We start from the raw sequence: 23,560 nt of genomic DNA on the forward strand, positions 1-23,560 counted from the left end.
GGTCGTCTTCCGGACCGGAGGTGCGCTGGGATGAGCGGTACTGGACCTGCGAACGGCGGCCGCGGCCGCCTCGGCGATGTGGTGTCGGGGCTGGTGGTGGCCGTCGGCTGCGTCCTCTTCCTGGGCGGTTTCGTCTGGGGCGCCGTGGTGTACCGGCCGTACACCGTGCCCACGAACTCGATGTCCCCGACGGTGCGGGCCGGCGACCGGGTGCTCGCCGAGCGGATATCGGCCGACGAGGTCCGGCGTGGGGACGTGGTGGTCTTCAGCGACGCCCAGTGGGCCGACATGCCGCTGCTCAAGCGGGTGGTCGGGGTGGGCGGCGACAAGGTCGCCTGCTGCGACGAGGACGGCCTGCTGACCGTGAACGGCACCGCGGTCGCCGAGCCGTACGTGGGCGGGGCGGTGGGCGGACGCGCGTCCACGGAGGACTTCGACGCGACGGTGCCCAAGGGCCAGTTGTTCCTGCTCGGTGACGAGCGGGGTGGGTCGCTGGACTCACGGGTGCACCTGGAGGACGCCGCGCAGGGGTCGGTGCCGCGCACCACGGTGGACGCGCGCGTGGACGCCGTGGCGTGGCCGTCGGCCGCCGTGCTGGACCGCCCGGAGGGCTTCGCGGCCCTGCCCGGCGGGGTGTCCGAGCCGGGGCCCGTGCGGCTGCTGACCGGCGCCGTGGTGCTCGGCGCACTGCTGATCCTCGGCGGCGCGGCCTACGGGCCGGTCGCGAAGCGGCTGGCGGCTTCCCGGCGGACCGGCCGGACCGGCCGGACGCGGAGGACCGGCGAAGGAGCGACGACACATGCGGGATGAGGCGTGCGAGGCGGTCGCCCGGGCTGCCGGGGACGACCTGGCCGACGCGGCCGGGGCGGACGACCGGGCCGGGGCGGAGACGGCGGGGCCGGCGGGGAGCGGCGGGGAACCGCGCAAGGTCGCCCGGGTGGTCCTGCTGGACCCCGACGACCGGATCCTGCTGATCCACGGCTTCGAACCGGCGGATCCGGACGACACCTGGTGGTTCACCCCCGGTGGTGGCCTGGAGGGCGACGAGACCCGAGAGGCCGCCGCACTGCGCGAACTGGCGGAGGAGACGGGAATCACAGAGGTCGAGCTGGGGCCCGTTCTGTGGCGGCGGATCTGTTCCTTCCCGTTCGACGGCCGGCGCTGGGACCAGGACGAGTGGTACTTCCTGGCACGTACCCGCCAGACGAAGACCTCTCCCGGTGGGCTGACCGAACTGGAGCTGCGCAGCGTCGCGGGTATGCGGTGGTGGACCTCCGCCGAACTCTCCGCGGCGCGTGAGACGGTGTACCCGACCAGGCTCGCCGAGCTGCTGCGCACGTTGCTCGACGAGGGTCCCCCGGACGCCCCGGTGGTCCTCGCTCCCGAAAACGTCCAGGGGTGAGGGAGCCGGGAGCACAATGGGGGGACGTACGGCTGAAGGGGAACATGCCATGAGCGCCGAGGACCTCGAGAAGTACGAGACCGAGATGGAGCTGAAGCTCTACCGGGAGTACCGAGACGTCGTCGGGCTGTTCAAATACGTGATCGAGACCGAGCGTCGCTTCTACCTCACCAATGATTACGAGATGCAGGTGCACTCGGTGCAGGGTGAGGTTTTCTTCGAGGTCACGATGGCGGACGCATGGGTCTGGGACATGTACAGGCCGGCCAGGTTCGTGAAGCAGGTCCGGGTCCTCACGTTCAAGGACGTGAATATCGAGGAGCTGAACAAGAGCGATCTCGAACTGCCCGGCGGCTGAGGCGCGTCAGCGACGAGTCCGTGATCTCCTCCGGGAGGGTGGCCGACTTATCCACATCGCGTGAGTTGTCCACCAAGATCCACTCATGACGGCCGGTCGCGTCAGAGTCGGTGCCGGAGGTGGTGCCGAGATGAACGCGACGGGGGCACTGGGGCGGTACGGCGAGGAGCTGGCGGCCCGACGGCTGGCGGGGGCGGGAATGACCGTCCTGGCCCGCAACTGGCGGTGCGGCAGGACCGGCGAGATCGACATCGTGGCCCGGGACCGGGACGCCCGGGGCCTGGAGGTGCTGGTCGTCTGCGAGGTGAAGACCCGCAGGGCCGGTTCGTTCGAACATCCCATGGCCGCCGTGACCCGGCGGAAGGCGGACCGGCTCAGACGGCTCGCCGAGTGCTGGCTGGACCGGCGCGGCGGCCCGCCGCCCGGCGGCGTGCGCATCGATCTGGTCGGGGTCCTGCTGCCCCGGCACGGCGCGCCGGTGATCGAGCACGCGCGGGGGGTGGCCTGAAATGGGATTCGCGCGCGCGTGCTCCGTGGCGCTGGTGGGCGTCGAGGGGGTGGTCGTCGAGGTCCAGGCGGATCTGGAGCCGGGAGTGGCCGCGTTCACCCTGGTGGGCCTGCCGGACAAGAGTCTGGTGGAGAGCCGGGACCGGGTCAGGGCGGCGGTGGTGAACTCCGGCGCGGAATGGCCGCAGAAGAAGCTCACGGTCGGGCTGAGCCCGGCGTCCGTGCCCAAGGGCGGCAGCGGCTTCGACCTCGCCGTCGCCTGCGCCGTGCTGGGCGCCGCCGAGCGGGTCGCCCCCGAGGCGATCGCCGATCTGGTGCTGATCGGGGAACTGGGGCTGGACGGGCGGGTCCGGCCGGTGCGCGGGGTGCTGCCGGCGGTGCTCGCGGCGGCGGAGGCGGGCTACCGCCGGGTGGTGGTCCCCGAGCGGACCGCGGGGGAGGCGTCGCTGGTCCCCGGGGTGTCCGTCCTCGGAGTACGGAGCCTGCGCCAGCTCATCGCCGTCCTGACCGACGAACCGGTGCCCGAGGAGCCCCCCGACGCGGCCGCGGGACGACCGGACCCGATGCCACCGGGGCTGATGGTCGCCGGCGCCGGGGTGGGCACCGGCCCGGCGACCGGCGCCGGGGCGGGGCCGGGCCATCGCCCCGACCTGGCGGACGTGGCCGGTCAGGCGGCGGCCCGGACGGCCCTGGAGGTGTCCGCCGCGGGCGGACACCACCTCCTGCTCCACGGGCCGCCCGGCGCCGGCAAGACGATGCTGGCGGAGCGGCTGCCCGCGGTCCTGCCACCGCTGACTCGCCAGGAGTCCCTCGAGGTCACCGCCGTGCACTCGGTGGCGGGCATCCTGCCCCCGGGGCAGCCGCTCGTGGACACCGCGCCCTACTGCGCCCCGCACCACTCGGCGACCATGCAGTCCCTGGTGGGTGGCGGGAACGGACTGCCGAGACCGGGGGCCGTCTCGCTGGCTCACCGCGGAATCCTCTTTCTGGACGAGGCGCCCGAGTTCTCCGCCCGGGCACTGGATGCCCTGCGGCAGCCGCTGGAGTCGGGCCACGTGGTGGTGGCGCGCAGCGCCGGCGTGGTGCGGCTGCCCGCCCGCTTCCTGATGGTGCTGGCCGCCAACCCCTGTCCGTGCGGGCGGCACACGCTGCACGGGGCGGGATGCGAGTGCCCGCCCTCGGTGATCCGCCGGTATCAGGCGCGGCTGTCCGGTCCGCTGCTCGACCGGGTGGATCTCAGGGTCGACGTGCGGCCGGTCGACCGGGCGGACCTGCTGAGGAGGGGCGGGCGGGGCGAGTCCACGGAGACGGTCGCCGCACGGGTCCGCGGGGCGCGTGAACGGTCGGCGGCACGCCTGGACGGCACGCCCTGGTCCGTCAACAGCGAGGTACCCGGGCACGAGCTGCGCACGCGCTGGCCGCTGGGCCCCGGCGCGCTGGCGGCGGCCGAGCGGGACCTGGAACGGGGGCTGCTCACCGCCCGGGGGGTGGACCGGGTGCTCCGGGTGGCCTGGACGGTCGCGGATCTCGCCGGGCACGACCGGCCGACCGCCCGTGACGTGGCGCTGGCCCTGGAGCTGCGGACGGGGATCGCCCGGGGCGCGACGGCCCTGGCGGGGGTGGCGTCATGACGTCCGCCGCGGGCCGGGCGGAGTGGCTCGCCCGAGCCGCGCTCACCCGCGTCTTCGAGCCGGGTGACGAGCACGGCGGGCGATGGCTGCGCCGGTTCGGCGCCGTCCGGCTGCTCGCTCTGCTCACCGCGTCCGGCGAGGGCGGGGGCCGCCCGCGGGACGGCGCCGGCGACCGGCTCACCGGAGTCGGCGAGCGGCGGCTGCTCGGCTATCGCGCCCGGGCCGCGACCGTCGCTCCGGAGCGCGACCTGGCGGCGGTGGCCGCGGTCGGCGGCCGGTTCGTGTGCCCCGGCGACCGGGAGTGGCCCAGTCAGCTCGACGACCTGGGCGAGGCCGCGCCCATCGGGCTCTGGGTGCGGGGCGGGCCGGACCTTCGGATCTGGTCCCTGCGGTCCGTCGCCGTCGTCGGGGCCCGGGCGTGTACCTCGTACGGGGCACATATGGCGGCGAGCCTCGGTACCGGGCTGGCCGAGCGGGGCTGGGTCGTCACCTCCGGCGCGGCGTTCGGTGTGGACGGCGCGGCGCACCGTGGGGCGCTCGCGGCGGGCGGTGCCACGGTGGCGGTCCTGGCCTGCGGGGTCGATGTGGTCTATCCGCGTGGTCACGCCGAGTTGATCGGACGCATCGCCGAACAGGGCCTCGTCGTCGCCGAACTGCCGCCGGGCGCCCATCCCACCCGCAGCAGGTTCGTCCTGCGCAACCGGGTGATCGCCGCCCTCACCCGGGGGACCGTCGTGGTGGAGGCGGAGTACCGCAGCGGGTCACTGGTGACGGCACGCGGCGCACAGCGGCTGGGGCGCTTCACGATGGGCGTGCCCGGCCCGGCAACCAGTGGTCTCTCGGCCGGCGTGCACGAACTGCTGCGCGGGGAAGGAGTGCTGGTCACGGACGCCGCGGAGGTGGTCGAGCTGGTGGGTGACATCGGTGATCTCGCGCCGGTCAGGCGCGGGCCCCTGCTGCCCAGGGATCTGCTCGACCCGGCCGCCGCGCGGGTGCTGGAGGCGCTGCCGGCCGGGGCCCCGGGCGGGGTGGCGGACATCGCGCGCGACGCCGGGACGACACCGGACGAGGCACTCGCCAAGTTGTACGAACTCCACTCGTTGGGGTTCGTCGAGCGGCGCGGCGAAGGGTGGCGGGTCACCGCGCCGACGGCAGTGCCCGACACGGCACGGCGAGGCGGTACTTGACCTGGAGCATTCGGGTGAAAGGGTGATGCGGGTGCCCCGCGTGCCCGGGCCGGTGATCCCCGGGGGCCCGCGCGAGCGGTGCCGCCCCCGGTCACGCGGTGCGGACGGTGGTGCCGGCGCGGGCGGGCGCGGTCGGATCTCCGTCGCGTACCGCGACCGTGCAGTCACGCTACGCTCACCTGCATTCCGGCCCAGACAGACAGCTTCCCGCAGTTTCCCGCACTTCACGGCAGAACGGCTCAAGGCAACGCATGCCCCAGCACACCTCCGGGTCCGACCGCGCGGCAGTGCCCCCCGCCGCCCGGGGCACCGTGCGACCGCCCGCGCCCTCGTCGCTCGACGAGCTGTGGCGGTCCTACAAGGCAACGGGCGACGAGCGGCTGCGCGAGCAGCTGATCCTGCACTACTCACCGCTGGTGAAGTACGTCGCGGGCCGGGTGAGCGTGGGGCTGCCGTCCAATGTCGAGCAGGCGGACTTCGTCTCCTCCGGCGTCTTCGGGCTGATCGACGCGATCGAGAAGTTCGACATCGACAGGTCGATCAAGTTCGAGACCTACGCGATCACCCGGATCCGGGGCGCGATGATCGACGAACTGAGGGCGTTGGACTGGATCCCCCGCTCGGTGCGGCAGAAGGCGCGCGCGGTCGAGCGCGCCTACGCCACGCTGGAGGCCCAGCTGCGGCGCACGCCCACCGAGGCCGAGGTCGCCGCGGAGATGGGGATCACGCTGGAGGAGCTGCACGCGGTTTTCAGCCAGCTCTCGCTGGCGAACGTGGTGGCGCTGGAGGACCTGCTGCACGTCGGCGGCGAGGGCGGCGACCGGCTCAGCCTGATGGACACCCTGGAGGACACCGCGGCCGACGACCCCGTGGAGGTCGCGGAGGACCGTGAGCTGAGACGGCTGCTGGCGGGCGCGATCAACACGCTGCCCGACCGTGAGAAGACCGTCGTCACGCTCTACTACTACGAGGGACTGACCCTCGCCGAGATCGGCCATGTCCTCGGGGTGACCGAGAGCCGGGTCAGCCAGATCCACACCAAGTCCGTGCTCCAGCTCCGGGCCAAACTGGCCGACGTCGGCCACTGACGCTCTGCCACGGATCCCTCACCGTAGAGTGGAGGGCGTGCCAAGGATTCGAGCGGCCTCGGTGGCCGAGCACCGGACGATGCAGCGCGGCGCCCTGCTGGACGCCGCACGCTCCCTCCTCTCCGAAGGCGGCACGGAAGCGCTGACCTTCCCCGCGCTCGCCGAGCGCACAGGACTCGCCAGATCCTCGGTGTACGAGTACTTCCGCTCGCGCGCCGCCGTGGTCGAGGAGCTGTGTGCCGTCGACTTCCCGGTCTGGGCCGCGGAGGTCGAGGCCGCGATGGCGCGCGTGGACTCCCCCGAGGCGAAGATCGAGGCGTATGTGCGCCGCCAGCTGGCGCTGGTCGGTGACCGCCGGCACCGCGCGGTCGTCGCCATCTCCGCGAGCGAGCTGGACGCCGCCGCCCGGGAGAAGATCCGGGCGGCGCACGGCGGGCTGATCGCGCTGATCGTGGAGGCACTCGGCCACCTGGGCCACGAGCAGCCCCGGCTCACGGCGATGTTGCTCCAGGGCGTGGTGGACGCCGCTGTCCGGCGCACGGAACTCGGCGTGGCGGAGACCCCCCAGGAGATCGCCGACGCGGCGGTCGCGATGGCCCTGCGGGGCGTCCGGGGCTGACCCCGCGCGGGCTGCCGCGCGGACACGGCCGGGCCGTGCGGCACTCCCGCCCCCGGTGCGCCGCCGTACGCGGCCGCCGCGTACGGCACCACTCCGTACGGCACTATTCCGTACGGTGCCGGCGCGCAAAGCAGCGCGACGTACGTCGCCCCCGCGCACGGTGTCCCGCCGAACCCCCGCGCTCCCACGGCGAGGGACGGGCTTCCGTGCAGTGGCAGCAGTCGGGACGGGGGCCTGCGGAGCAGCCCGGGCGGGAGCAGGGACAGCGGGTTCAGGTACGTCTCGCCCCGCCGCAGGCCCCAGTGCAGACACCCCGTCGGGCAGTGGGCGCGCGGGCCCGGCGCCAGCGTGGCCACGACCTGACCCGCGCTCACCTCCTCGCCCTCCGCCACGAGCGGCTCCACCGGCTCGTACGTGATCCGCAGCGGACCGCCGCGCACGCCGGGCATGCCTCGTGAGCCCTGTGGGCCCGGCGCGGACAGAGCGATGGACAGCACCCCCCGCCCCGCGACCCGGCCCGCGTGGAACACCCGGCCCGGCGCCGCGGCCCGTACCGGATCGCCCGGGGCGGCGGCCAGGTCCACACCGCGGTGGCCCGCCCCGTACGCCGACAGCGGTGGCTCCCAGCCGCGCAGCACCGTCGGCCGGGAGCCCACCGGCCATGCCCGGCCCTCGGCCGTCCCGGCCGCCGCCCCGGTCACCGAGGCCCGCGCCCGGGCCGGGGCCGGCAGCGCCAGTACGAGGATCGGCACCAGTACGAGGATCGGCAGGAGAACCAGCACGAGCGTCGGCGCGAGCCGGCGGACCGTGCCCGGGAAACGGCGCGGCGGGTGGCGGCGGGCGGGGCGGGCAGCGGCGGTACGGTCGGTCGTCATGCGCTCACCGTGCCGCGTGACGCCCGGACCGCACTGATCATGGTCCGGATCTGTGGACTACTGACGGGTTGTGGACATCGCCGTCACCCGTGGGTGCGAAGGTCCCGTACACTTCATGTGGCGATCCGGGTCACCGGGTCGACTTCGCACGCCCCGCCATCGGCCCCTTCGAGCCGATGCTCGCGCCTCTCGGTCCTCCGTGGCACGGCGCACCGGGGCGTCAGGCGCGACTGCCGTCCGGCGGACGCGACAACCGAGTACCTCAAGGAGTACGGCCATGGCCGTCGTCACGATGCGGGAGCTGCTGGAGAGCGGCGTCCACTTCGGTCACCAGACCCGTCGCTGGAACCCGAAGATGAAGCGCTTCATCTTCACCGAGCGCAACGGCATCTACATCATCGACCTGCTCCAGTCGCTGTCGTACATCGACCGCGCCTACGAGTTCGTCAAGGAGACCGTCGCCCACGGCGGCTCCATCATGTTCGTCGGCACGAAGAAGCAGGCCCAGGAGGCCATCGCCGAGCAGGCGACGCGCGTCGGCATGCCCTACGTCAACCAGCGCTGGCTGGGCGGCATGCTCACCAACTTCTCCACCGTCTACAAGCGCCTCCAGCGCCTGAAGGAACTCGAGCAGATCGACTTCGAGGACGTGGCCGCCTCCGGCCTCACCAAGAAGGAGCTGCTGGTTCTCTCCCGCGAGAAGGCCAAGCTGGAGAAGACCCTCGGTGGTATCCGCGAAATGCAGAAGGTGCCCAGCGCCGTCTGGATCGTCGACACCAAGAAGGAGCACATCGCCGTCGGTGAGGCGCGCAAGCTCCACATCCCGGTCGTCGCGATCCTCGACACCAACTGCGACCCCGACGAGGTCGACTACAAGATCCCGGGCAACGACGACGCGATCCGCTCCGTGACCCTGCTCACCCGCGTGATCGCCGACGCCGTCGCCGAGGGCCTCATCGCCCGTTCCGGCGTCGCCACCGGTGACTCGAAGCCGGGCGAGAAGGCGGCCGGCGAGCCCCTCGCCGAGTGGGAGCGCGACCTGCTCGAGGGTGAGAAGAAGGACGGCGCCGACAAGCCCGCCGAGGCCCAGGCCGATGTCCAGACCTCCGCCGAGACGGAGAAGGCCGCCGACGCCGAACAGGCCGCCGCCCCGGCCGCTGCGGCGGACGCCGAGCAGGGCTGACCTTCCCGGATTCCGTGGTCGACGGCGGGGGCCTCGGCGGCCCCCGCCGTCCACCCGTATCTTTCAGACTTCGAGAGAGAATTACAGATCATGGCGAACTACACCGCCGCCGACGTCAAGAAGCTCCGTGAGCTCACCGGCGCCGGCATGATGGACTGCAAGAAGGCGCTGGACGAGGCCGAGGGCAACGTCGACAAGGCCGTCGAGCTGCTGCGCGTCAAGGGCCAGAAGGGCGTCGCCAAGCGCGAGGGCCGCTCGGCCGAGAACGGCGCCGTCGTCTCCCTCATCGCCGACGACAACTCCTCCGGCGTGCTGCTGGAGCTGAAGTGCGAGACGGACTTCGTCGCCAAGGGTGAGAAGTTCCAGGCCGTGGCGAACAAGCTCGCCGCCCACGTCGCCGAGACCTCCCCGGCCGACCTCCAGACGCTGCTCGCGTCGGAGATCGAGGGCGGCAAGACCGTCCAGGCGTACGTGGACGAGGCCAACGCCAACCTGGGCGAGAAGATCGTCCTGGACCGCTTCACGCAGTTCACCGGCGGTTACGTGGCCGCCTACATGCACCGCACGATGCCCGACCTCCCGCCGCAGGTCGGCGTTCTCGTCCAGCTGGACAAGGAGAACGCCGAGGTCGCCAAGGACGTCGCGCAGCACATCGCCGCCTTCGCGCCCAAGTACCTCAGCCGCGACGAGGTCCCGGCCGAGACGGTGGAGAACGAGCGCCGGGTCGCCGAGGCGACCTCCCGCGAGGAGGGCAAGCCCGAGGCGGCCCTGCCCAAGATCGTCGAGGGTCGGGTCAACGGCTTCTTCAAGGACGTCGTCGTCACCGAGCAGCCCTTCGCCAAGGACAACAAGAAGTCCGTCCAGAAGATCCTGGACGAGGCCGGTGTCGCCCTGACCGGCTTCTCCCGGATCAAGGTCGGCGTCTGAGGCTGTACGCGATCAACCGAAGACCCCGATAGGGTCTGACGCAGCCGCCCGCGTGTGCCCGCCGGCACACCTTCGCCGACGCGGCCGGGCGGCCGCAGATCTGACGAGGAGGCCATTGCCGCGAGAGGGAACCGCAAGGACCCGGGCAATGGCCTTCTTCGTATGCGCACGAGGAGATCTCCATGGAACAGGCCGACACGAGCGGCGACGGCAACAACAGCGACCAGGGCACGCCGGGCCACGAGGACGCGGCGCGTGGCGGCCGCAAGAAGCCCCGCCGCTTCATGCTGAAGCTGTCCGGTGAGGCGTTCGCCGGCCGGGGCGCGCTCGGCGTCGACCCCGACGTCGTCCACGCCATCGCCCGCGAGATCGCCGCCGTCGTCCGGGACGGCGCCCAGATCGCGGTCGTCATCGGCGGCGGCAACTTCTTCCGCGGTGCGGAACTCCAGCAGCGCGGTATGGACCGGGCCCGCTCCGACTACATGGGCATGCTCGGTACGGTCATGAACTGTCTGGCGCTCCAGGACTTCCTGGAGAAGGAGGGCGTCGACTGCCGGGTGCAGACCGCCATCACGATGGGCCAGGTCGCCGAGCCCTACATTCCGCTGCGCGCCGTGCGCCACCTGGAGAAGGGGCGCGTCGTCATTTTCGGCGCGGGCATGGGCATGCCGTACTTCTCCACCGACACCACCGCCGCCCAGCGTGCCCTGGAGATCGATGCCCAGGCCCTGCTGATGGGTAAGAACGGGGTGGACGGGGTGTACGACTCCGACCCCAAGACGAACCCGGGAGCGGTCAAGTTCGACGCCCTGGAGTACAGCGAGGTGATCGCCGGTGATCTGCGCGTCGCCGACATGACCGCGATCACCCTGTGCCAGGACAACAAACTGCCGATCCTCGTCTTCGAATTGCTGACCGAAGGCAATATCGCGCGTGCGGTCAATGGTGAGAAGATCGGCACGCTCGTGAGCGACCAGGGCACCCGGGACTGAGCCGGAGCGGCCCCGCACGGGGATGGACAAAGCCCTGCCGGTCGGACACCGTGCAGGAAAGACGCCAGGAAAGACGCGACGCAGGATCCGTCGGCCTATGAGCACGCCGGGCCCACTCAAGACACGCAGGAGCAAGTGGTGATCGAAGAGACCCTCCTCGAAGCCGAGGAGAAGATGGAGAAGGCCGTCCTGGTCGCCAAGGACGACTTCGCCGCGATCCGCACCGGGCGTGCGCACCCGGCCATGTTCAACAAGATCGTGGCGGACTACTACGGCGCCCTGACCCCGATCAACCAGCTGGCCTCGTTCTCCGTGCCGGAGGCGCGGATGGCCGTGGTCACCCCGTTCGACAAGAGCGCGCTGCGCAACATCGAGCAGGCGATCCGGGACTCCGACCTCGGGGTCAACCCGAGCAACGACGGCAATATCATCCGGGTGGTGTTCCCCGAGCTCACGCAGGACCGCCGCAAGGAGTTCATCAAGGTCGCCAAGACCAAGGCCGAGGACTCGAAGATCTCGATCCGAGCCGTCCGCCGCAAGGCCAAGGAGACCATCGACAAGCTCATCAAGGACGGCGAGGTCGGCGAGGACGAGGGCCGGCGCGCGGAGAAGGAGCTCGACGACACCACGGCGAAGTACGTCGCCCAGGTGGACGAGCTGCTGAAGCACAAGGAAGCCGAGCTGCTCGAAGTCTGATGAACGACTCTTCCCGGGGAGCCCCGCCGACAGCCGGCTATTGGGGCGCGTACGAGCAGGGGGCCGGCCCGGCGGTGGACGCCGCCCGCGAAGGGCGTCCGGCGGACCCCGCCCATGAGGGGTATCCCGCCGCCGCGGCCCATGACGGGTACGCGGCGGGCCCGGGTCACGACGGGCGGCCGGTGGGCACCGCCTTCGACGGGTACCCGGCGGGTCCCGCCCATGACGGGCGGGACGCCCAGCAGACTCGCCCCATGCCCATCGTGCCCGACGGACCCGCAGGCGGCGGGGACCAGGACGACGACCGGGGGGCTGCCCGGCAGGACGGCCCGGCCCCCCGCGCGCGCCGTGACGACACCCCGCAGGAGCCCGTGGCCGTGCCCCAGCCCGCCCCGCCGGAAAGTCCGGAACAGCCGCGATCGGCGGAACCGCCGAAGAAGCGGGCCGGCCGTGACCTCCCGGCGGCCATAGGGGTCGGCGTCGGTCTCGGCGCGGTGGTCGCGGCATCGCTGTTCATCGTCAAAGCCGTGTTCGTCGGCGTGATAGCGGTCGCCGTGGTGATCGGGCTCTGGGAGCTGACCACCCGGCTCTCCGAGCAGAAGGGCATCAAGCCGCCCCTCGTCCCGCTGGCCGTGGGCGGCGCGGCCATGGTCGTCGCGGGGTACGCGCGCGGCCCGGAGGGCGCCTGGGTCGCCATGGCCCTCACCGCGCTCGCGGTGCTGATCTGGCGGATGACGGAGCCGCCCGAGGGCTATCTGAAGGACGTCACCGCGGGGCTCTTCGCCGCGTTCTACGTCCCCTTCCTCGCCACGTTCGTCGCGCTGATACTGACCGCCGACGACGGCCCGTGGCGCGTGCTGATGTTCCTGGTGCTCACCGTCGTCAGCGACACCGGCGCGTACGCGGTGGGCTGGCGCTTCGGCAGGCACAAGCTGGCCCCCCGCATCAGTCCCGGCAAGACGCGCGAGGGCCTGGCCGGAGCGGTCGTCTTCGCCATGGTGGCCGGCGCGCTCTGCATGCAGTTCATGATCGACAACGGGGTCTGGTGGCAGGGCCTGCTGCTCGGCCTGGCGGTCGCGGCCAGCGCCACGCTCGGTGACCTCGGCGAGTCCATGATCAAGCGGGACCTCGGCATCAAGGACATGGGCACGCTGCTGCCCGGGCACGGCGGCATCATGGACCGGCTCGACTCCCTGCTGCCCACGGCCCCCGTGATGTGGCTGCTCCTGGTGCTGTTCGTAGGCTCCTGACCAGCTCCTACGCCGCCCCGGGGCCCGCTGTCCACAGGACGGCGGGCCCTTCGTCGTACGTCTGCGACACTGGATCCACCATGCCTGTACCCGGAGAACTGACTTTCGTCGCGCCCCGCGGAGCCAAGAAGCCCCCGCGGCACCTCGCCGACCTCACCCCCGCCGAGCGCCGTGAGGCGGTCGCCGCGGTCGGCGAGAAGGCCTTCCGCGCCAAGCAGCTGTCACAGCACTACTTCGCGCGCTACGCCCATGACCCCGAGCAGTGGACGGACATCCCGGCCACCGCGCGCCGGAAGCTCGCGACGGAGCTGCTGCCCGACCTGATGTCGGTGGTACGGCACGTCTCCTGCGACGACGACGCCACGCGTAAGACGCTCTGGCGGCTGCACGACGGCACGCTCGTCGAGTCCGTCCTGATGCGGTACCCGGACCGGGTCACGATGTGCGTCTCCTCGCAGGCGGGCTGCGGGATGAACTGCCCGTTCTGCGCCACCGGACAGGCGGGCCTGGACCGCAACCTCTCGACCGCCGAGATCGTGCACCAGATCGTCGAGGGCATGCGCGCCCTGCGCGACGGTGAGGTGCCCGGCGGGCCGTCCCGGCTGTCCAACATCGTCTTCATGGGCATGGGCGAGCCGCTGGCCAACTACAACCGGGTGGTCGGCGCGATCCGCCGGCTGACCGACCCGGCGCCGGACGGGCTCGGCCTCTCCCAGCGCGGGATCACCGTCTCCACGGTCGGCCTGGTGCCCGCGATGCTGCGCTTCGCCGACGAGGGGTTCAGCTGCCGGCTCGCGGTCTCGCTGCACGCGCCGGACGACGAACTGCGCGACACCCTCGTCCCCGTCAACACGCGCTGGAAGGTGCGGGAGGTGCTGGACGCCGCCTGGGAGTACGCGGCGAAGTCCGGCCGCCGGGTCTCCATCGAGTACGCGCTGATCCGCGACATCAACGACCAGGCGTGGCGCGGCGACCGGCTGGGCCGGCTGCTCAAGGGCAAGCGGGTGCACGTCAATCTGATCCCGTTGAACCCCACCCCGGGCTCGAAGTGGACGGCGTCGCGCCCCGAGGACGAGCGGGCGTTCGTGGACGCGATCGCGGCGCACGGCGTGCCGGTGACCGTACGGGACACGCGTGGCCAGGAGATCGACGGGGCATGCGGTCAGTTGGCGGCCTCGGAACGGTAGAGCGCCGCCGGGCGCGGAGCGGCCGGCCGCGCGTGTGTGAGGCCGCCCCGGGTGTGCGGAGACCACCCTCGGGTAATCTTGGCTCGAACCAATTGCATATTTTCCGACAGGGGAGCGCCACAGCGCTGAGAGTGCGGTACGGACGCGTCAGATCCGGTCCGGTCCGCAGACCCTCTGAACCTCGCCCAGGTCATTCTGGGTAGGGAGTTCGGACATCACTCAAGCTGTTGCGCCCTGCCCGTCGCCGGTCCCCGGCCGCGGGCGGGGCCGCGTCTTCTCCTGGCATTCCCAGGAGGAAAACCAGTGGGCATCACCAGCATCACCAGGACGGCGTGCGCCGCACTCGCCACTGCGCTCGGCGTCTCGGCGCTGGCCGCGTGCGGTGGGTCCGGTTCCGGTACCGGGGCGTCCGACGGGGCGGGCGGGTCCGGGTCGAAGACCGTGACCCTCGTCAGCCACGACTCGTTCGCCGCCTCGCCGGGTGTCCTGAAGGAGTTCACCAAGGAGACCGGCTACACGGTCAAGGTGCTCAAGAGCGGTGACGCCGGGGCAGCCCTCAACAAGGAGATCCTCACCAAGGGCTCGCCCCAGGGCGACGTCTTCTTCGGCGTCGACAACACCCTGCTCTCCCGAGCCCTCGACAACGGCCTGTTCACGCCGTACCGGGCCAAGGGGCTCGACCGGGTCGACGCCGGCACACAACTCGACAAGGACAAGAACCGAGTCACCCCGATCGACACCGGTGACATCTGCGTCAACTACGACAAGAAATACTTCGCCGACAAGAAGCTGGCGCCCCCGTCCTCCTTCGACGACCTCCTCGAGCCCGCCTACAAGAACCTGCTCGTCACGGAGAACGCGAGCACGTCCTCGCCGGGGCTCGGCTTCCTCCTGGGCACGGTCGCCCGGTACGGCGACGACGGCTGGCAGGACTACTGGAAGAAGCTGAAGGCCAACGGCGTCCGGGTCGTCGACAGCTGGGAGCAGGCGTACAACGAGAACTTCTCCGGTTCGGCGGGCGGGAAGAAGGCCCACGGCGACCGGCCGCTCGTCGTCTCATACGCCTCCAGCCCGCCCGTCGAGGTGCTGTACGCCGACCCGCGTCCCGGCGAGGCCCCGACCGGCGTGGCCACCGGGACCTGCTTCCGGCAGACCGAGTTCGCCGGGCTTCTCCAGGGCGCACGGAACGAGGCCGGCGGAAAGGCCCTGCTGGACTTCCTGATCAGCGAGAGGTTCCAGGCCGACATGCCGCTGAACATGTTCGTGAACCCGGTGGTCGAGGGAGTGCGTCCGCCCGAGCTGTTCACGAAGTTCGGCGCCCGGGTCGACCGCTCCGAGACCGTGGCACCCGACCGGATCGCCGCCCATCGAGAGCAGTGGATCCAGTCGTGGTCCTCACTCGTCGTGAAGTGACCGCGAAGTCCGCGAAGACCGTGAAGACCGTGAAGTCCGCGACGGTGGCGAAGACCGCCGAGGCCGCCGCCCCGTCGCGACGCGCGGGCGGGAAGGCCGGGCGGCGCGGCGGCCTGGTGCGGCTCGCCCTGATGGCCGTCCCCGTGACGTTCTTCGCGGTCTTCTTCGCCTACCCCGTGGCCTCGATCGTCGGTCGCGGCCTCGCACCGGACGGCGCCTGGCGGCCCGGCCGGATCGTGGACGTACTCGGCCGGCCCGACCTCCTCGGCGTCCTGTGGTTCACCACCTGGCAGGCGCTCGCCTCGACCGCGCTCACCCTGCTGCTCGCCCTGCCCGGCGCGTACGTCTTCGCACGCTTCGAGTTCCCCGGCAAGCGGCTGCTGCGCGCGGTCGTCACCGTGCCGTTCGTGCTGCCGACCGTCGTCGCCGGCACGGCCTTCCTGGCGCTGCTCGGGCGCGGCGGACTGCTGGAGCAGCTGTGGGGCGTCCGGCTCGACACCACCGTCTGGGCGATCCTGCTGGCCCACGTGTTCTTCAACTACGCGGTGGTCGTACGGACCGTGGGCGGCCTGTGGGCACAACTCGACCCGCGGCAGGAGGAAGCCGCCCGGATGCTGGGCGCGGGCCGCCTCGCCGCCTGGTGGCGCGTCACGCTGCCCGCCCTCGGCCCGGCCGTGGCGGCCGCGGCCCTGATGGTCTTCCTGTTCACGTTCACGTCCTTCGGCGTGGTCCAGATCCTGGGCGGCCCGGCCTTCGCCACGGTGGAGGTGGAGGTCTACCGGCAGACCGCCCAGCTCCTCGACCTGTCCACGGCGGCCGTGCTCACGCTGGTGCAGTTCGCGGCCGTGGGGACCGTCCTGGCGGTGCACGCGTGGACTGTAGGGCGCCGGGAGGGCGCGCTGCGGCTGGTCGACCCGGCGCTCACCGCGCGCCGGCCGCGCGGGGCCGGACAGTGGGCGCTGCTCGGCGGGGTGCTGGGCAGTGTGGCGCTGTTGCTCCTGCTGCCGCTCGGGGTGCTGGTGGAGCGCTCCCTGAACGGCCCCGCCGGTTACGGCTTCGCCTACTACCGGGCGCTCGCGTCGGCGGACGCGAGCGGCGGCACCTTCCTCGTACCGCCGCTGGAAGCGGTCGCCAACTCGTTGCGGTACGCCTTCGTCGCGGCCCTGATCGCCCTGGTGGTGGGCGGGCTGGCGGCGGCGGCGCTGAGCCGGCGAGCCGGCCGGCTCGTCCGGGGTTTCGACGCGCTGCTGATGCTGCCGCTCGGGGTGTCGGCGGTGACCGTCGGCTTCGGCTTTCTGATCGCGCTGGACGAGCCGCCGCTGGACCTGCGGGCCTCCTGGATCCTGGTCCCGCTCGCCCAGGCGCTGGTGGGCGTGCCGTTCGTCGTACGCACCATGCTGCCCGTCCTGCGGGCGGTGGACACCCGGCTGCGGGAAGCCGCGGCGGTCCTCGGGGCGTCGCCGCTGCGCGCCTGGCGCGAGGTCGACCTCCCGCTGGTGCGGCGGGCGCTGCTGGTCGCGGCGGGGTTCGCGTTCGCCGTCTCGCTCGGTGAGTTCGGCGCGACGGTCTTCATCGCGCGCCCGGACCGGCCGACGCTGCCGGTGGCCGTGGCGCGGCTGCTGGGCCGCCCCGGCGAGCTCAACTACGGGCAGGCCATGGCCCTGTCCACCGTGCTGATGGTGGTGTGCGCGGTCGCCCTGCTCGCGCTGGAACGGATCCGTGACCACCACTCGGGGGAGTTCTGATGGCGGAGGTGTGCTGATGGGTCTGCTGACCCTGTCGGGCGTGACCGTACGGTTCGGCTCCCGCACCGCGCTCGACGCGGTGGATCTGGAGATCGCCGAAGGGGAGATCGTCTGTCTGCTCGGACCGAGCGGCAGCGGCAAGTCGACACTGCTGCGCGTGGTCGCGGGCCTCCAGCCGCCCGACGGCGGACGGGTCGCCCTCGACGGTGCCGACCAGGCACGGGTGCCGGCACACCGGCGCGGGGTCGGGCTGATGTTCCAGGACCACCAGCTCTTCCCGCAGCGCGACGTGGCCGGCAACGTCGCCTTCGGGCTGCGGATGCGGGGTGTGCCCCGGGCCGAACGCGCGCCGCGCGTGGCGGAGTTGCTGGACCTCGTCGGGCTGCCGGGCGCGGGGAGCCGGTCCGTCGCCGCCCTCTCCGGCGGCGAGCAGCAGCGGGTCGCCCTGGCCCGGGCGCTGGCCCCGAGCCCCCGGCTGCTGATGCTGGACGAGCCGCTCGGTCAGCTGGACCGCGGCCTGCGGGAGCGGCTCGTGGTCGAACTGCGCGGCCTGTTCGGTCGGTTGGGTACGACCGTGCTCGCGGTCACCCACGACCAGGGCGAGGCGTTCGCGCTTGCCGACCGGGTCGTGGTCATGCGCGAGGGGCGGGTGGCCCAGACCGGCACGCCGCTCGCGGTGTGGCAGCGCCCGGCCTCGGCGTTCGTGGCCCGGTTCCTCGGCTTCGACAACGTCGTGCCCGGCACCGTCAGCGGATCGGCCGCCGACACGGTCTGGGGCAAGGTCCCGGTGCCGGCCGGCTCGGCGCAGGGCGCGCGTACGGTGCTGATCCGCCCCGCGGGGGTGCGCACGGCCGACCCGGCCGAGGGCCTGCGCTGCACGGTCGAGGCCCGTACGTTCCGGGGCAGCCGGGTCGCCGTCCTGCTGCGCCCCGAGAGCGGCCCGCTCCTGGAAGCCGAGTGCGGCCCGCGGGACGCGCCGCGCGAGGGCGCGACGGTGGGCGCGGTCTTCGCCGAGGAGGACGTGGTCGTGCTCCCCGACGGCCCGGGGGAGTCCTGACGCGTGTTCCCGCGGGCGACCCGATCAGGGTCCCGACGGGCCGGGGCGCACGAGCCCCAGTTCGTAGGCCAGGATCACCGCCCGCGGGCTACGGTCGTCGCGGCCGCGCTGCTGGCGCTCGGTGCCCTCGCGCTGGCCGCCTCGCTGCTGATACGCCCGCCCGCCACCGGCCCGGAGGCGGCGCGGCGGCTCGCGCTCGGGCTCACCGTGGCCATCGCGCTCATGCCGGCGAGCCGCTTCGGCTATCTCGTCTGCCCCCTGGTGCTGTGGGCGTGCTTCCCCGGGGCCGGGTCACCTGGTCAGCGGGACCGCCGCGAGCGCGGCCACCGCCCAGGTCAGCGGGGCGAACAGGGCGAGCAACGCGACCGTCCGCACCACCGCCGCGGTACGCAGGACCGCGGCGGGCGCGCCCAGCCGGTACAGGGAGTCGATCAGCGCGGCCCGGGTCTGCCGGGACTCCAGCGCCGCCATCAGAGCCGTGGCCGCCGTACAGCCGACGACCAGCGTCGCGCCGAGGGCCGTGAGGGGGCCGAAGGGACGCTCGTCGCCGGGGCCGTACAGCGTCGCGGCGGCGAAGACGCCCGACAGCACCGCGCACAGCACGCCCAGCGGGCGGCCGACGCGGTGGGCCTCGGTCATCAGCATGCGGCCCGCGAGCAGCCGGACGGCGCCGGGACGCACCGTCTGGAGCAGCAGTCCGCACAGGTGGGTGAGGCCCGGGCCGGCGAGTGCCAGGCCCACGGCGGTCAGTGACCAGCCCGCCAGGACTCCGGCCGGGCTGCCGTCGAACCGCCCCGGCAGCGGCAGCGCCGTGCCGCCGCCCCGGCTCGCGTACGTCTCGATCGCGAAGCCCGCCGCCGTCAGAGCGATGCCCCAGGGCAGTCCGGCGGGGGCCGTCGGAGCGGCCGACGGCGGGGGAGGGGGTGCGGCCGTGCGGGGCCGTTCCGTGTCGGTCTCGTCCTCGTCGGCCGATGCCGATGCCGATGCCGATGCCGATGGCGCGGTCGTTGCCGATGACGACGCCCGTCCCGGGGCCGTGCCGGGAGCGGCTGCCCGGGAACGGGCGGCGCCCGCGCCGTCCGGGCCCGCGGCCCGTACGGCGTACCACGTGGTGACGCCGGCCAGCACCGGCACCACCGCCAGCAGCATCAGCGCCGCGCCGAGCGGCAGCGGCCGGCCCGGGGCCAGCAGCTCCGCCCCCTCGCCCGTGTACGGCGCCCCGGCCAGGTCCCCGCGCAGATGCAGGAAGGAGAGCAGCGCCACCGCGCTGCCCAGCGCGCAGGTCACGGCCGCCGAGGCGGCCGCCAGCACCGACAGCCGCGCGGGGCCGAGCCCCACCGCCGACAGCCCGGAGCGGGCCCGCGCGCCCGGGTCCGTACGTCCCACGGCGGCCGCGAACTGCGCCGCCGCCACCACCGGGACCAGCGACCACAGCAGTCGCACCGCGGACCCGGCCGGATGGTCCACCGCCCACCCCAGGGTGCACAACAGCAGGAAACCGACACCGGCCGAGGCCGCCGCGACCAGCAGCCGGCGTGCCTGAACGAGCGCGTGGCCGCCGCGGCCTAGACGGAGAGCGAGCACGCCGCCCGGCCTTCCGCCTCGGACGGCCGCTGCGAGCCGACGCGGCGCCCGTCCACCAGCCGGACCACGCGGTCGGCGACCGTCGCCACCTCCGCGTCCAGCGTGGCCAGCACCACCGTGATCCCGTGCGAGCGCGCCGCCGTGGTCAGCGTACGCAGCACCTGGGCCCGGTCCGGGCCGTGCAGCGGCGCCGTGGGCTCGTCCGCGAAGAGCACGGCGGGCGCGGCGACCAGGGCACGTGCCACGGCGACCCGCTGGCGCTGCGCCTGGAGCAGGGCGTAGGGACGGTTGGCGGCGCAACGGCCGATGTCGAGCCGCTCCAGCCACTCCAGCGCCTTCGTCCTGGCCGCCCGGTGGGACACGCCGGACATCAGCAGGGGCAGTGCCGCGTTCTCCCACGCGGTCAGCTCCGGTACGAGTTCGGGCTCGGGCCCGATCCAGCCGAAGCGGTCGCGGCGCAGCCGTTCGCGCTGGACGGCGTTCATGGTGTGCACCGGCGCGCTGTTGAACCAGACCTCGCCCCGCTGTGGCACCAACTGTCCCGACAGGCAGCGCAGCAGGGTCGTCTTGCCGCTGCCGCGCGGGCCGTCGACGGCCAGGATCTCGCCGTCCCGCACGCCGAGCGAGACCTCCTCGAGGGCCGGCGAGCCGCCCAGGAAGCAGTGCAGGGAGCGCGCCCACAGCACGTCGTTGTCGGGTGGGGCCACCATGGCGTACACCTCGGTTCTGATCGACAGGTCTCAGGGCAAGGTCTCGGGGCAAGGTCTCGGGGAAACCTCGGGGCAGGACGTCGGGCACGGCGTCAAGGCACGGCCTGAGGGCACGGTAGGGACGCGGGCCCGGGCGGGCGGACAGCACACGGCCCGGTGGCCGTCCTTCTCACTCGAAAGAGGCACCGGCGCCTCCGCGTGCGTACCCGCCCGCGTACCGCGGCGGTGCCGGCCGCCGCGTACGCGGGCCGGGTCCGGGCGCCGCGTACGTGGCCCTCCGCCCGAGCGCCACGTACGAGTGCGGGTGCCGGTGACCGACGGCGGTCCCGTCCCCGTCCCGGAGTCATAAGGTGGGGGTTGTCTCACCCACCGGACATCGGGCCACCGCACCGCTGCCGGCAACCGAACCGCTACGTCCGACAGGAGGGGTGGCAGTGACCACCGAGCCGCGTCGTCTGCGCAACTACATCAACGGGGAGTTCCGGGATGCCGCCGAGGGCGGGACCACCGAGGTGATCAACCCGGCCACCGGCGAGGCGTACGCCACCGCCCCGCTCTCCCGGCAGGCCGATGTCGACGCCGCCATGGCGGCCGCCGAGGCCGCCTTCCCCGCTTGGCGCGACACCGTTCCGGCCGAACGCCAGAAGGTGCTGCTCAAGATCGCGGATGCCTTCGAGGAGCGCGCGGAGGAGCTGATCGCGGCCGAGTCCGAGAACACCGGCAAGCCGCTGGAGCTGACCCGCACCGAAGAGATCCCGCCGATGGTGGACCAGATCCGCTTCTTCGCGGGCGCCGCGCGGATGCTGGACGGCCGCTCGGCCGGCGAGTACATGGACGGTCTGACGTCCATGGTGCGCCGGGAGCCGATCGGCGTCTGTGCGCAGGTCACACCGTGGAACTACCCGATGATGATGGCGGTGTGGAAGTTCGCGCCCGCCCTCGCCGCGGGCAACACCGTGGTCCTCAAGCCGTCGGACACCACCCCGGCCTCGACGGTGCTGATGGCCGAGATCATCGGAGCGATCGTTCCCAAGGGCGTCTTCAACGTGATCTGCGGCGACCGGGAGACCGGCCGGGCGATGGTCGAACACCCGACGCCCGCGATGGCCTCCATCACCGGGTCCGTACGCGCCGGCACCCAGGTCGCCGAATCGGCGGCCAAGGACCTCAAGCGGGTGCATCTGGAGCTCGGCGGCAAGGCGCCCGTCGTCGTCTTCGAGGACGTCGACATCGCCAAGGCCGTCGGCGCCATCGCCGAGGCGGGGTACTTCAACGCGGGCCAGGACTGTACGGCCGCGACCCGGGTCCTCGTCCACGAGTCCATCCACGACGAGTTCGTGACGGCGCTCGCCAAGGTCGCCGAGGGGACCAGGACGGGCACGCCCGAGGACGAGGACGTGCTCTACGGACCGCTGAACAACGCGAACCAGCTGGAGCGGGTCTCCGGCTTCATCGAGCGGCTGCCCGCGCACGCCCGGGTCGAGACGGGCGGACACCGAGTCGGTGACAAGGGCTACTTCTTCGCGCCCACCGTCGTCTCCGGGCTCCGGCAGGACGACGAGATCATCCAGAACGAGGTCTTCGGTCCGGTCATCACCGTCCAGTCCTTCACGGACGAGGCGCAGGCACTCGCGTACGCGAACGGCGTGGAGTACGCCCTCGCCTCCTCGGTGTGGACCAAGGACCACGCGCGGGCCATGCGGATGTCGAAGGCGCTGGACTTCGGCTGCGTCTGGATCAACACGCACATCCCGCTGGTCGCGGAGATGCCGCACGGCGGCTTCAAGAAGTCCGGGTACGGCAAGGACCTGTCGGCGTACGGCTTCGACGACTACACGCGCATCAAGCACGTGATGACGTCGCTCGACGGCTGAACCGGCCGCCGGTCCGGGCCGGCCGCTGGCCCGGACCGCGACGGTACCGGTGGCACGAGGCGGGAGGCGGATACGGGTCCGCCGCCCGCCTGCCTCCTTCTCGCCCGCCGCTTCTCGCGCTCTGCCTTCCTCCGCCGGTCGTTTCGCCCTTTCCTGTTCCGTCGCCCGGATCCATCACCCGAACGGTCCACTCGGTTTCGTGACCGCGCCTCAGTTCGGGCGCGCTTCGAGCCGTTCTCGCCGGGCGCGTTCCGGCGGGCGGTCCTACAGTCCTGTAACAGGCCCTGCCTACAGGAGGAGCGATGGCGGAAACCAGTGCAACGGGTGCGGGGGCGCACACCACTGCCAGACGCCGTGGATATCCGAACGGCCTCGGCGGTGAACTGCTGGCCGAATTCCTGGGCACATTCGTACTGATCCTGCTGGGCTGCGGATCGGTCGCGGTGGCGGTCGCCGGGCTCCCCGGGTCGGGGCGGCAGGCGGTCGCGTTCGGGCCGGCGAACTGGCTGATCATCTCGTGGGGATGGGGACTCGCCGTGGTCTTCGGGGTGTACGTCGCCGGAGGCGTCACCGGCGGCCACATCAACCCCGCCGTCACCCTCGCGTTCGCCGCGCGCCGGGGATTTCCCTGGAAGAAGGTCGTCCCGTACTGGGCCGCCCAATTCCTGGGCGCTTTCATCGGCGCCGCCGTCGTATTCTCCGCCTACAGCTGGGCCATCGACGACTTCAACAACAAGGCCGGGGTGGCGCGCGACAAATCACTCGCCACCTTTTCGATTTTCGCCACCTTCCCGGCCCAGTACTTCGGGAATTCCTGGTGGGGGCCGCTGCTCGACCAGATCATCGGCACCGCCGTACTCCTGGTGCTGGTCTGCGCGCTCATCGACAAGCGGAACACGGGCCCGGCGGCCAATCTCGCTCCCTATCTGATCGGCCTGGTCGTCGTGGCCATCGGCCTGAGCGTCGGGACGAACGCGGGCTACGCGATCAACCCCGCCCGGGACTTCGGCCCGCGGCTGTGGACGTACGCCGTCGGGTGGGGCGACATCGCGCTGCCGGGCACCTTCCAGTGGTTCAGCGACTACATGTGGATCCCCATCGTCGGCCCGCTCATCGGCGGCCTCGTCGGCGTCGTCGTCTACGACCTGTTCGTCGGGAAGGTGCTCCAGTCCCGGAGCGAGGTGATGGCACCGGTGGAGGCGCGCAAGGGCGCCGAGCCGGGCCCGGCCGACGAGGAACCGGGCGCCGACCGGTAGACACCGGTCGAGCCGGGGC

At 72.6% G+C, this 23,560-nt stretch carries 21 protein-coding genes and 2 pseudogenes; 20 read left to right on the plus strand and 3 right to left on the minus strand.

What is annotated here, in order from left to right; translation table 11 throughout:
• Positions 1-30 precede the first annotated feature (30 nt).
• The 8 genes from lepB to ACU6P3_RS25270 all read left to right on the plus strand — a co-directional run bounded on the left by lepB (position 31) and on the right by ACU6P3_RS25270 (position 6,792).
• Positions 31-810 (plus strand): signal peptidase I, encoded by a 780-nt coding sequence (gene lepB / locus ACU6P3_RS25235; protein ID WP_447194232.1) that lies wholly within the window; start codon positions 31-33, stop codon positions 808-810.
• The gene (locus tag ACU6P3_RS25240) at positions 800-1,402 is read left to right on the plus strand and encodes an NUDIX hydrolase (protein ID WP_447194233.1); all 603 of its coding nucleotides are present in this window, start codon (positions 800-802) and stop codon (positions 1,400-1,402) included. Before lepB ends, ACU6P3_RS25240 begins: the two co-directional genes overlap by 11 nt.
• A 49-nt stretch (positions 1,403-1,451) precedes the next feature.
• The gene (locus tag ACU6P3_RS25245; RefSeq protein WP_014675276.1) at positions 1,452-1,760 is read left to right on the plus strand and encodes a DUF2469 domain-containing protein; all 309 of its coding nucleotides are present in this window, start codon (positions 1,452-1,454) and stop codon (positions 1,758-1,760) included.
• Between the two features lie 130 nt (positions 1,761-1,890).
• A complete protein-coding gene (locus ACU6P3_RS25250; RefSeq protein WP_447194234.1) occupies positions 1,891-2,268 on the plus strand; it encodes a YraN family protein in 378 nt (125 codons plus the stop codon).
• Position 2,269: 1 nt separating this feature from the next.
• Positions 2,270-3,898, plus strand: coding sequence for a YifB family Mg chelatase-like AAA ATPase (locus ACU6P3_RS25255; RefSeq protein WP_447194235.1), 1,629 nt, complete (start codon positions 2,270-2,272; stop codon positions 3,896-3,898).
• A complete protein-coding gene (gene dprA / locus ACU6P3_RS25260) occupies positions 3,895-5,085 on the plus strand; it encodes a DNA-processing protein DprA (RefSeq protein WP_447194236.1) in 1,191 nt (396 codons plus the stop codon). Before ACU6P3_RS25255 ends, dprA begins: the two co-directional genes overlap by 4 nt.
• A gap of 251 nt (positions 5,086-5,336) precedes the next feature.
• A complete protein-coding gene (gene whiG, locus ACU6P3_RS25265; RefSeq protein ID WP_447194237.1) occupies positions 5,337-6,173 on the plus strand; it encodes an RNA polymerase sigma factor WhiG in 837 nt (278 codons plus the stop codon).
• Between the two features lie 61 nt (positions 6,174-6,234).
• Positions 6,235-6,792 (plus strand): TetR/AcrR family transcriptional regulator, encoded by a 558-nt coding sequence (locus tag ACU6P3_RS25270; RefSeq protein ID WP_447198066.1) that lies wholly within the window; start codon positions 6,235-6,237, stop codon positions 6,790-6,792.
• Between the two features lie 326 nt (positions 6,793-7,118).
• On the opposite strand, the pseudogene ACU6P3_RS25275 reads toward ACU6P3_RS25270, so the two are convergent.
• A pseudogene (locus ACU6P3_RS25275) lies at positions 7,119-7,376 on the minus strand (hypothetical protein); the annotation flags it as partial.
• Here ACU6P3_RS25275 and ACU6P3_RS25280 point away from each other — a divergent pair.
• The 10 genes from ACU6P3_RS25280 (at position 7,279) to ACU6P3_RS25325 (ending at position 18,117) form a co-directional block, all read left to right on the plus strand.
• Entirely contained in the window at positions 7,279-7,704 is a 426-nt protein-coding gene (locus tag ACU6P3_RS25280) for a hypothetical protein (RefSeq protein WP_447194238.1), read from the plus strand. The pseudogene ACU6P3_RS25275 and the gene ACU6P3_RS25280 sit on opposite strands and share 98 nt — an antisense overlap.
• Before the next feature lie 240 nt (positions 7,705-7,944).
• Positions 7,945-8,850, plus strand: a complete 906-nt coding sequence (rpsB, locus tag ACU6P3_RS25285) for a 30S ribosomal protein S2 (protein ID WP_030753608.1) — start codon at positions 7,945-7,947, stop codon at positions 8,848-8,850.
• Positions 8,851-8,940: 90 nt separating this feature from the next.
• A complete protein-coding gene (tsf, locus tag ACU6P3_RS25290; RefSeq protein WP_030753611.1) occupies positions 8,941-9,777 on the plus strand; it encodes a translation elongation factor Ts in 837 nt (278 codons plus the stop codon).
• A 284-nt stretch (positions 9,778-10,061) separates the two neighbouring features.
• The gene (gene pyrH, locus ACU6P3_RS25295) at positions 10,062-10,769 is read left to right on the plus strand and encodes a UMP kinase (protein ID WP_234314933.1); all 708 of its coding nucleotides are present in this window, start codon (positions 10,062-10,064) and stop codon (positions 10,767-10,769) included.
• A 138-nt stretch (positions 10,770-10,907) separates the two neighbouring features.
• On the plus strand, positions 10,908-11,465 hold the full coding sequence (gene frr, locus ACU6P3_RS25300; protein ID WP_030753619.1) for a ribosome recycling factor: 558 nt from the start codon (positions 10,908-10,910) through the stop codon (positions 11,463-11,465).
• Positions 11,465-12,715: a phosphatidate cytidylyltransferase gene (locus ACU6P3_RS25305; RefSeq protein WP_447194239.1), complete on the plus strand. Its 1,251-nt coding sequence runs from the start codon at positions 11,465-11,467 to the stop codon at positions 12,713-12,715. The genes frr and ACU6P3_RS25305 overlap by 1 nt, the downstream gene beginning before the upstream one ends.
• Before the next feature lie 80 nt (positions 12,716-12,795).
• On the plus strand, positions 12,796-13,902 hold the full coding sequence (gene rlmN / locus ACU6P3_RS25310) for a dual-specificity RNA methyltransferase RlmN (RefSeq protein ID WP_447194240.1): 1,107 nt from the start codon (positions 12,796-12,798) through the stop codon (positions 13,900-13,902).
• A gap of 309 nt (positions 13,903-14,211) precedes the next feature.
• The gene (locus ACU6P3_RS25315) at positions 14,212-15,315 is read left to right on the plus strand and encodes a thiamine ABC transporter substrate-binding protein (protein ID WP_447198067.1); all 1,104 of its coding nucleotides are present in this window, start codon (positions 14,212-14,214) and stop codon (positions 15,313-15,315) included.
• 131 nt (positions 15,316-15,446) lie between these two features.
• Positions 15,447-17,060, plus strand: a complete 1,614-nt coding sequence (locus ACU6P3_RS25320; RefSeq protein WP_447198068.1) for an ABC transporter permease — start codon at positions 15,447-15,449, stop codon at positions 17,058-17,060.
• A gap of 16 nt (positions 17,061-17,076) precedes the next feature.
• Entirely contained in the window at positions 17,077-18,117 is a 1,041-nt protein-coding gene (locus tag ACU6P3_RS25325) for an ABC transporter ATP-binding protein (protein ID WP_447194241.1), read from the plus strand.
• A gap of 291 nt (positions 18,118-18,408) precedes the next feature.
• On the opposite strand, the gene ACU6P3_RS25330 is transcribed toward ACU6P3_RS25325, so the two are convergent.
• Both ACU6P3_RS25330 and ACU6P3_RS25335 read right to left on the minus strand, forming a co-directional pair.
• Complete coding sequence (locus tag ACU6P3_RS25330) at positions 18,409-19,701, minus strand: hypothetical protein (RefSeq protein ID WP_447194242.1); 1,293 nt, start codon at positions 19,699-19,701, stop codon at positions 18,409-18,411.
• Positions 19,683-20,327, minus strand: a pseudogene (locus ACU6P3_RS25335) (ABC transporter ATP-binding protein); the annotation flags it as partial. The gene ACU6P3_RS25330 and the pseudogene ACU6P3_RS25335, both read right to left, overlap by 19 nt.
• A gap of 518 nt (positions 20,328-20,845) precedes the next feature.
• Here ACU6P3_RS25335 and ACU6P3_RS25340 point away from each other — a divergent pair.
• Together ACU6P3_RS25340 and ACU6P3_RS25345 are read left to right on the plus strand one after the other, a co-directional pair.
• Positions 20,846-22,285 carry a gamma-aminobutyraldehyde dehydrogenase gene (locus ACU6P3_RS25340; RefSeq protein ID WP_447194243.1) on the plus strand — a complete coding sequence of 480 codons (1,440 nt, stop codon included), beginning with the start codon at positions 20,846-20,848 and terminating at the stop codon, positions 22,283-22,285.
• Between the two features lie 383 nt (positions 22,286-22,668).
• On the plus strand, positions 22,669-23,541 hold the full coding sequence (locus tag ACU6P3_RS25345; protein ID WP_447198069.1) for an MIP/aquaporin family protein: 873 nt from the start codon (positions 22,669-22,671) through the stop codon (positions 23,539-23,541).
• Positions 23,542-23,560 lie beyond the last annotated feature (19 nt).

It is taken from the genome of Streptomyces hebeiensis (assembly GCF_052983195.1).

Excerpts from the sequence above, each read along its gene's own strand:
- lepB (WP_447194232.1), top strand. The coding sequence starts at position 31 with ATGAGCGGTACTGGACCTGCGAACGGCGGCCGCGGCCGCCTCGGCGAT.
- ACU6P3_RS25240 (WP_447194233.1), top strand. The coding sequence starts at position 800 with ATGCGGGATGAGGCGTGCGAGGCGGTCGCCCGGGCTGCCGGGGACGAC.
- ACU6P3_RS25245 (WP_014675276.1), top strand. The coding sequence starts at position 1,452 with ATGAGCGCCGAGGACCTCGAGAAGTACGAGACCGAGATGGAGCTGAAG.
- ACU6P3_RS25250 (WP_447194234.1), top strand. The coding sequence starts at position 1,891 with ATGAACGCGACGGGGGCACTGGGGCGGTACGGCGAGGAGCTGGCGGCC.
- ACU6P3_RS25255 (WP_447194235.1), top strand. The coding sequence starts at position 2,270 with ATGGGATTCGCGCGCGCGTGCTCCGTGGCGCTGGTGGGCGTCGAGGGG.
- dprA (WP_447194236.1), top strand. The coding sequence starts at position 3,895 with ATGACGTCCGCCGCGGGCCGGGCGGAGTGGCTCGCCCGAGCCGCGCTC.
- whiG (WP_447194237.1), top strand. The coding sequence starts at position 5,337 with ATGCCCCAGCACACCTCCGGGTCCGACCGCGCGGCAGTGCCCCCCGCC.
- ACU6P3_RS25280 (WP_447194238.1), top strand. The coding sequence starts at position 7,279 with ATGGACAGCACCCCCCGCCCCGCGACCCGGCCCGCGTGGAACACCCGG.
- rpsB (WP_030753608.1), top strand. The coding sequence starts at position 7,945 with ATGGCCGTCGTCACGATGCGGGAGCTGCTGGAGAGCGGCGTCCACTTC.
- tsf (WP_030753611.1), top strand. The coding sequence starts at position 8,941 with ATGGCGAACTACACCGCCGCCGACGTCAAGAAGCTCCGTGAGCTCACC.
- pyrH (WP_234314933.1), top strand. The coding sequence starts at position 10,062 with ATGCTGAAGCTGTCCGGTGAGGCGTTCGCCGGCCGGGGCGCGCTCGGC.
- ACU6P3_RS25305 (WP_447194239.1), top strand. The coding sequence starts at position 11,465 with ATGAACGACTCTTCCCGGGGAGCCCCGCCGACAGCCGGCTATTGGGGC.
- rlmN (WP_447194240.1), top strand. The coding sequence starts at position 12,796 with ATGCCTGTACCCGGAGAACTGACTTTCGTCGCGCCCCGCGGAGCCAAG.
- ACU6P3_RS25320 (WP_447198068.1), top strand. The coding sequence starts at position 15,447 with ATGGCCGTCCCCGTGACGTTCTTCGCGGTCTTCTTCGCCTACCCCGTG.
- ACU6P3_RS25325 (WP_447194241.1), top strand. The coding sequence starts at position 17,077 with ATGGGTCTGCTGACCCTGTCGGGCGTGACCGTACGGTTCGGCTCCCGC.